At 71.9% G+C, this 7,360-nt stretch carries 6 protein-coding genes and 1 tRNA gene; 4 read left to right on the top strand and 3 right to left on the bottom strand.

Going from position 1 to position 7,360, the window contains the following annotated elements; translation table 11 throughout:
• Together C1I97_RS26915 and C1I97_RS26920 are read left to right on the top strand one after the other, a co-directional pair.
• The coding region (locus C1I97_RS26915) for an alpha/beta hydrolase (RefSeq protein ID WP_146608304.1) at positions 1-178 on the top strand (178 nt) is incomplete at its 5' end.
• 99 nt (positions 179-277) lie between these two features.
• A tRNA-Thr gene (locus C1I97_RS26920) sits at positions 278-354 on the top strand.
• A gap of 122 nt (positions 355-476) precedes the next feature.
• Here C1I97_RS26920 and C1I97_RS26925 read toward each other — a convergent pair.
• Together C1I97_RS26925 and C1I97_RS26930 are read right to left on the bottom strand one after the other, a co-directional pair.
• The gene (locus C1I97_RS26925; RefSeq protein ID WP_111005746.1) at positions 477-869 is read right to left on the bottom strand and encodes a type II toxin-antitoxin system VapC family toxin; all 393 of its coding nucleotides are present in this window, start codon (positions 867-869) and stop codon (positions 477-479) included.
• Positions 869-1,120 carry a hypothetical protein gene (locus C1I97_RS26930; RefSeq protein ID WP_111005747.1) on the bottom strand — a complete coding sequence of 84 codons (252 nt, stop codon included), beginning with the start codon at positions 1,118-1,120 and terminating at the stop codon, positions 869-871. The genes C1I97_RS26925 and C1I97_RS26930 overlap by 1 nt, the downstream gene beginning before the upstream one ends.
• Before the next feature lie 207 nt (positions 1,121-1,327).
• On the opposite strand from C1I97_RS26930, the gene C1I97_RS26935 reads away from it, so the two are divergent.
• Entirely contained in the window at positions 1,328-3,421 is a 2,094-nt protein-coding gene (locus tag C1I97_RS26935) for a hypothetical protein (protein ID WP_258382753.1), read from the top strand.
• Positions 3,422-4,330: 909 nt separating this feature from the next.
• Positions 4,331-5,464, top strand: coding sequence for a DUF5954 family protein (locus tag C1I97_RS26940; protein ID WP_111005748.1), 1,134 nt, complete (start codon positions 4,331-4,333; stop codon positions 5,462-5,464).
• 89 nt (positions 5,465-5,553) lie between these two features.
• Here C1I97_RS26940 and C1I97_RS26945 read toward each other — a convergent pair whose 3' ends face one another.
• Positions 5,554-7,266, bottom strand: coding sequence for a bifunctional 3'-5' exonuclease/DNA polymerase (locus tag C1I97_RS26945; protein WP_111005749.1), 1,713 nt, complete (start codon positions 7,264-7,266; stop codon positions 5,554-5,556).
• Between the last annotated feature and the right edge of the window lie 94 nt (positions 7,267-7,360).

Below are 7,360 nucleotides of genomic sequence, written 5' to 3' on the forward strand. Positions count from 1 at the left end.
GGCCACCCCCTACCGCTGGGCCCAGTCCCTCTCCCGCCAGCTCTCCTCGGCCCGCCTCCTCACCTACGACGGCGACGGCCACACCGCCTACGGCCGCGGCAGCGGCTGCGTCGACTCCACGATCAACACCTACCTCCTGGACGGCACCCCACCGCCGAACGGCAAGCGCTGCGGCTGACCTCCACGCCCCCCGGGAGGCCCGGGGGCGTGTACGAAGCACCCCCGGAAACTGTGTAGACTTACCGACGTTGCCGATCGCACCATGGTGCGACAGCACGCCGCTTTAGCTCAGATGGCCAGAGCAACGCACTCGTAATGCGTAGGTCTCGGGTTCGAATCCCGAAAGCGGCTCCACTGGAAACCCCAGGTCAGATAGCTGCCGACCTGGGGTTTTGCATGTCGTTGACTGGTCGCCGTGCGCGGCCGGGGCATGCGTAACGTCATGCGTGAGCGGGTGTGCCTGCGATCTGAACACGTCAGACTTTGATGACCTCGATGGCGGGTCCACAGAGCAGGGCGATGTCCTCGGGGTCGGAGGTGAGGACGGTGACCGGCCCTGACGCAGAGCGTGCGACGGCTGCAAGGACGGCGTCGATGGCGTACTTGTGGCCTCTGAGGTGGTGGCCGCGCAGCAGTGCTGCGGCTTGATCGGTGACGCTCTTGGTGACGTCATGGACGTCGATCCGGGAGAGCACCCATCTGATGCGGGCGGGGTGGATGCGTTCGTAGTCCGCCTCGAGAGTGGTCACGGCAGTCGTGGCCACCCGGATGCCTTCTTCCGAGGCGGCCTGGACGAGAGTCAGGACGATGCGGTCCTTGAGGTAGAGCTTGGACAGGCCCTCGCTGTCGAGGAGGAGCGTGCCGGGCATCAGGCTGCGGCACCGCCCGAGTCACGCTGGTCGCGGCGCAGCACGGCGCGGGCCGCTTCGATCTCTTCCCGGGACAGCGGGTCATTGTCGGTCTCGAAGTCGGCGACGATCTCACGAAGCTTGTCCATGGCCACGCGCTGCTCCAGGGCCTCGGCCACGTAGGCGGAGAAGCCGCCAGGGCCCACATGGGTGCGTACAGCCTCAGCGAGGTCTTCGGGGAGACTGATTGAGTACTTCTTGCTACCACCCATAGCTTGAATCCTACCAGGGGTAGTAACTCGTGATGCGAAGCGGGACCTGCCTCGACGAACTGTGTGGCGGCGGCCGACTGGTGATCGCAGCGAGTGCGCGCTTCGTGCACGGACCGCTCACCGTCGCCCGAGTTGTGCGTCGAGGTCCGGCGGTAGCGTGGCGCGGCAAAGGAATGTGTGGCAGCTACGGACGGGTAGGGCGAGTTCATGCGGATGCGGTTCGAAGCCGGGGCCGAGGAGGAGTTCGAGGCGGCGTGCGGGCTGTTGGTCGACCGCCTGGCCAGATGGGCCGGGGAGCGGGGTCTGCCGGTGGACGGGTTCATGGCCGAGGCGGCTCTGGATTACCGGCACCGGGCGACCGTCGACGGTCGGCTGGGGTGGTGGGAGCCACGACATGTGGAGGAGTTGCTGCTGTCCTGGCTGCCGGAGCAGGTCACCGAACTTCCCGGTGAGGAGCATGCCGACGCCCCGGGTACGCTGCGTGCGCTGTTGCGCTACCTGCACGCCGCGCAGTTGGCGGATCCGCGAGGCCCGGCACTTCAGGACTCCCTCGCAGCGGTCGATGCGGCCGCGGGACGGTATCGGGAGGCGATGGCGGACCGCACTCGCTGGGGTCTGGCGAAGTTCTGGGCGATGACCGCCGCCGAGCAGGGTGTGGACGTTCTGGACGGGGCGGCCTTGCAGCTGTTCGCGGAGCGTGCTCAGAGTGGGGAGGTCACCTACGACGAGCGGGTTCTCGACGAGATTCTGGAACGACGGATGACCGGCCAGGTGCTGTCCGGTGTGGCCCGGGCCGAGCCGCAACTGCCAGTGGTGCCGGCCCCGGACGACGAACTGCGCCGACAGGCCGAGGCGTCGACCGTCGTGGCGCAGTTGCGTGGACTCGTCGAGTGGGCGGGGCACGACGGTCGCGTGGTGACGGCGGCGGGGCGGCTGCGGATGGCCGACGCCCGCGAGCTGGTGGACGTGCTGGGCACCGGTGACAAGGTCGAGGGGGTGCGTTCCTCGGCCGACCTACCGAGGCTGGGGCTGTTGGTGGAGTGGGCGAGGAAGGCGCGGCTCGTCCGGGTGGCCAAGGGGCGGTTGTATGCGGTGGCCAGGGCCCGGCCGGTGCTGGCCGACCCGTTGCAGCTGTGGCTGCGTGCCTTCGAGGCGTGTTTCGAGCTGCGGCAGGCCCTGATCGGGACACGCGGCGGCCGGCATGCGGAGTCGATGCTCTTCGATGTCTACGAGGACGTGCTGGAGGACGTGCTGAACACCCTCTACAGCCTGCCGCACCCGATGCCCTGGCCCCGGCTGCGTGACACCGTACGCCTGGCCTACCGGGCCCACTTCCAGTTGGACGGCGGTTCGGACATCCGGCATCGGATGTGGTTCGAGCACGCCGACCGGGACCTGCGCACGGTGTTCGACGCGCTGGTGGACCTGGGCGCGGTCGAGCGTGACCGAGGGATGGCCGATCCGGTGTTCCTCGGCGTCGAGCTGGCCGACGCCGGAGACCAACTGCCCGCGGACATGCCGCCGGAGCTCGCGGAGCTGCTGGGCGTCGCGGGGGCGACCGAGGATCCGGCGGCGCAGGAGCGTGCCCGCGCCCGGCGTGAGGAACTGACCTCCGGGCCGGTCGAACTGATCCGTCTCACCGAGTTGGGCACCCGTGCCGTACGGCAGCGGCTGCTGGCAGTCGGCCGGGACGCGCCACTGGTCGGCGAACTGGCCCAGGCACCGGCGGCCGGCTTGCTGGGGGCGCTGGCCGAGGACTACGACCCGGATACCGCCCGTGCGGAGCTGGCCGGCTGGATCTCGGCCCACGGCGAGCGGGATGCCGCACTGCGACAACTCACCGAAGCAGTACGGACCATGACCTTCCGCACGCGGGCGCAGGCGATGCTCGACGTGCTTCTGACGGCGTTGCCGGACGGCGAGGGCGAGCGGCTGCTGCGGGCGCTGCGCGGCGACCCGGTGCTCGCGCCGCTCGCGCTGACCACGCTGGCGCACCGTGAACTGCTGTCGCCCGAGGACATGACTGATGCCGAGCACCTGCTGGTGCTTGCCGAGAGCCTGCTCCAGCTCGTGGAGCTGGCGGGTGGCCGGGATGGCGCCGAGGAGGTACTGCGTGCCCAGGGCGGCGAGGCCAGGGACGCGGTTGTCGCCGCGCTGGAGTCCACGCACCCGGACCGGGCCGGACTGGAAGAACTCAGGCAACTGGCGACGAGGGCACTGCGAACTCCCGCGGCCCGCCTCGGCCGTGCCCGCAAGCGTCGGCGCGGTGCGGGCAGCAGCGGCCGCAAGCGGCACCGCTGATCGGGGCCACACCCCCGGTCTCGGAGATTCCGGCTGAGACCGGCGTCGGCACGGCGTCGGCACGGCGTCGGCATGGAGTCGGCACGGCGTCGGCATGGAGCCAGCACGGCGTCGGCACGGAGTCGGCATGGAGCCGGCACGGAGTCGGGTGGCGGAATCCAGCGGTTCCCGGCACCCGTACGTCCTCGGTGGCGCGCTACCGGCGGAGTCGCGGCTGAGGGCTGGGACGAGGACGGGCTGCGAGCCGTGCGCGGCGCGCTCCGCACTCAGGACTGGGCGGCGGGCGCTGCTCGCCGCGGTGCGGCGTGGCCCCGCACATGAGGTGCTGCAATTCGCCGGCGACGGTGTGGCCGACGCAGCGGTGCACGGCCTGCCGCGGGCTACGGATCACCGTAACGATCGGTGGAGCGACCGGTTGCTTCATCACCCGCCTGTAGTCACCTCACGGCGATGGCGGTGCCGGCGCGATGTACGTAACCGTCATCGGGCTGCCGGCGAGCCGACTGCTGCGGACGGCGATGGGCGGGTCGGCCTGCGCTGGAGGCTGAAATGCCCGGTGCGCCGACATCACCGTTGACGTCCCGGCCACCCTTGCCTCAGGTGCCTCAGTCCTGGTGGCGGGGGTCGCGGCGGCTGAAGGTGGTCGGAGCGCTTCCCGGAGCGTCCGCGATGTGGCCGGTCAGGGGCGGCGAACGTGTGGGCGACGTGTCATGCCGGAGGGCGGTGGAGGGCCCGGTGAGGCTGCTCGGCGAGCCGGTCGAACTGGTCGAACGGGTGGACACCGTGGCTGATCGGAGCGGGAAGGGCGGCTGGAGTCCCTGTTCCTGTGGAGATGAGCTCGGCCGAGCGGGCCGGATCGGTTTTCTGGTTCTTCGGCGGTGTCGCTGCGAGGTCGGGCACAGTCGGTGCATGACTGGTTACGCGGATCGAGTTCCCGCCTACCTCAGTTTCCGGGTCGCCGCGTCCGAAGGGCCCATCGCAGCCCTTGCCGACCAGGAAGCGTGGCAGGCGCGGGAGCTCTACCCCGAGCTGCTGGGGGTGGGGCTGCCGGAGTTCTTCTACGCGCGGGAACGCGACGCCGGCGGTTGGGAGCTGCTGGGCAGGTGCGGCGACCCTGAACCCCAGGGGGCCAGGGACTCCCTGGGGTCGCACTTCCGTTTGCGCGCCAAGGATGCCGAGGAGGCCGGTGACGCGGAGGGGCGGAAGACGTGGACGGCGGCGGCCCTGCGGATGGACCGGGAGGTGGTCGACGAGATCCGTGTCCGTGGAGAGCGGTTCCGGATCGTGCGCGCGTCGAAGTTCATCCGCATGGGGCGCAGCGGACCGGAGCCGCCCCGTCCCTCCGATTCCGACCCGGGGGAGGTGGGCGAGGCGTACCGGCTGCCGTCCCGGACGGAGGGGTTCGTCGTCGATCCGTACGTCAGCACGGGGCTGTCCGACGGCATCCTGAAGCTGGACCTCGTACGGTTCGTCGGGGTCGCCCCCGGAGCGCCGGCCCAGGTGCGGGAGGACGCGGTGCGCGCTCTCGAGAGGTTCCCGGGCGGTGTGCTGCTGCCGGCGGTCTTCATGATCTCCGAGCGGGAGGACGGGGAGTGGAAGGCGCACACCCCCGGGTCGTCGGACACCACGCCGCAGACGGCGCGTGACGGCCTGGCCGCCTGGCTGCGGGTGATGGCGCCGTTCACCCTGCGGCTGTCGGACGAGAAGCGGGCGGAGTACGCACGGGCCGCCGACGTGCTGGACGAGAAGCGCGGCAACAGCCTGGGCGTGGGCGGGCGCCGGTTCCGTGTCACGCGGGTCGAGCGGCTGATCCGTATCGGGCCCGACGGCCCGGAGGGTCCCCGGCCCAGCGACTTCGACTCGCAGCCTCCGGTGGAGGTCCACACCCGGCAGCTGAAGGAGCAGGGGCTGTGGCAGGACGACGAGGACGAGCCGGTCGAACTCGACGAACGTGCCCGGGAGCTCAAGGCCCTGTGGGACCAGGAGGAGGCTCGCCGCGCGGCGGCCAGGGCGCGCAAGGCGGGCGGTGGGAAGCGCGCCTGAACAGGGTGCCGGGCGGGCCCGTGGGAGTACGGGTCCGCTCGGAACGTACGGTACGGCCGGCCGCCCGAGGGAGAGGGGTTCACCTGGCGTCATTTGGCGTCCGCGTAGCACTCCACCACCGCCGTCGTGAACGGGAACCGCACCGGGGTCTCGCCGAACGTCAGCCGTCCCGCCAGCTCCGCGGCCTGCCGGATCGCCTCGACGACCGTGTCGGCCTCCTCCTTCGGGCAGTGCACGATCACCTCGTCGTGCTGGAAGAAGACCAGCTCGGCCGCCATGTCCCGGCAGGTGCGGCGCAGCGCGGCGAGCAGCAGCAGGGCCCAGTCGGCGGCGCTGCCCTGGACGACGAAGTTGCGGGCGAAGCGGCCGCGGGCACGGGAGTCGGTGGAGGCGTAGCCCGGTAGCCAGCCGTCGGCCGCGGGCGTACCGCCGTCGGCCGCGGGCGGTACGGCCGGGTCGTCCTGGGGGAGGCCCGCCTCCTCGGCCGCGTCCTCCCGCCTCCCGGCCGGCGGTGGACATGTGCGGCCCAGCCAGGTCCGTACGAGTCTGCCCTCCTCGCCGGCCCGTGCCGCCTCGTCGACGTAGGCCACCGCCTTCGGGAAGCGGCGTCTGAGGGCGGCGAGGTTCTTCAGGCCGTCGCCGGAGGTCTGGCCGTAGACCGCGCCGAGCACGGCGAGTTTCGCCTGGGCGCGGTCTCCGGAGAAGGCGCGGTCGGAGACGGACTGGTACAGGTCGGTCTCCCGGCCGGCCACCTCCATCAGACCGGGGTCGCGGGAGATGGCCGCCAGCACGCGCGGCTCCATCTGGTCGGCGTCGGCCACGACCAGCCGCCAGCCGGGGTCCGCCACGACGGCCCGGCGGATGACCCTGGGAATCTGCAGCGCGCCCCCGCCATGGGTCACCCAGCGGCCGGTGACCGTGCCGCCGGCCAGGAACTCCGGCCGGAAACGCCCCTCCCGCACCCAGTCCTGCAGCCAGGACCAGCCGTGGGCGACCCGGATCCGGTACAGCTTCTTGTACTCCAGCAGGGGCTTCACGGCCGGGTGGTCGATGGACTGGATCTCCCAGCGGCGGGTGGACCTGACCTTGATCCCGGCCCGGGCGAAGGCCTTGATCACGTCGGCCGGCAGGTCGGGCCGGACCCGGTGGCCGAAGGCGGCGGACACCTCGTCGGCGAGCTCGGCCAGGCGCCGGGGCTCACCGCCGCCCGCGTACCGCTCGCCGAGCAGTTCGTGCAGCACCCCGCGGTGCAGGTCCGCGCGCCAGGGCAGGCCCGCCCGGTTCATCTCGGCCGCCACCAGCGTGCCCGCCGACTCGGCGGCGGTCAGCAGGCGCATGCGGTCGGGGTGTTCGGCTCGCTCGTGCCGTCGCTGCTGCTCGGCGTAGACCGCGAGCAGGTCCTCCAGCGGCAGGCGTACGGCCTGGGGTTCGAAGAGCGTGGACTGCGCGCCCGGTTCGGCGGACCGCTGCGGTGGATCCGGTGGTACGGGGCCGCCGCGCAGGCGGGCCAGGGCGGCGGCCGCCGAGCGGGGTTCGCCGTACCGCCCCTCGTGGCCGAGGAGGAGTGTCTCGGCGTCCTCGATGTCGTAGCACCGCTCCACTCGCAGCCCCGCGGCGAGCAGGCGCGGATAGACCTCGGCGGTGGACCGCCACACCCACCGCGTGACGTCCGGTCTGCCGCGGACCGCCTCGGCCAGGTCCGGCTCCCGACGCACCGGACCGGCGGGCAGCCCGTCCCGGCCGAGGGGGGCGACCTCGGCGCCACCGTCCTCGGCCGGTGCCAGAGCCCACCGGTCGGTCATGCCTGCGAGTGTCGCAGGCGGGTCTGACAATGGCTCCGACCTGGGGGTTCAGCCGGAGGCCAGGGCGGTCGGGGGAGGGAGAGGGGAGAGAGGG

This window comes from Streptomyces sp. NTH33, assembly GCF_003236365.1.
GTDB lineage: Bacteria > Actinomycetota > Actinomycetes > Streptomycetales > Streptomycetaceae > Streptomyces.

Bases quoted from the DNA above. Each gene is read 5' to 3' on its own strand.
- C1I97_RS26925 (WP_111005746.1), bottom strand. From the start codon at position 869: ATGCCCGGCACGCTCCTCCTCGACAGCGAGGGCCTGTCCAAGCTCTAC.
- C1I97_RS26930 (WP_111005747.1), bottom strand. From the start codon at position 1,120: ATGGGTGGTAGCAAGAAGTACTCAATCAGTCTCCCCGAAGACCTCGCT.
- C1I97_RS26935 (WP_258382753.1), top strand. From the start codon at position 1,328: ATGCGGATGCGGTTCGAAGCCGGGGCCGAGGAGGAGTTCGAGGCGGCG.
- C1I97_RS26940 (WP_111005748.1), top strand. From the start codon at position 4,331: ATGACTGGTTACGCGGATCGAGTTCCCGCCTACCTCAGTTTCCGGGTC.
- C1I97_RS26945 (WP_111005749.1), bottom strand. From the start codon at position 7,266: ATGACCGACCGGTGGGCTCTGGCACCGGCCGAGGACGGTGGCGCCGAG.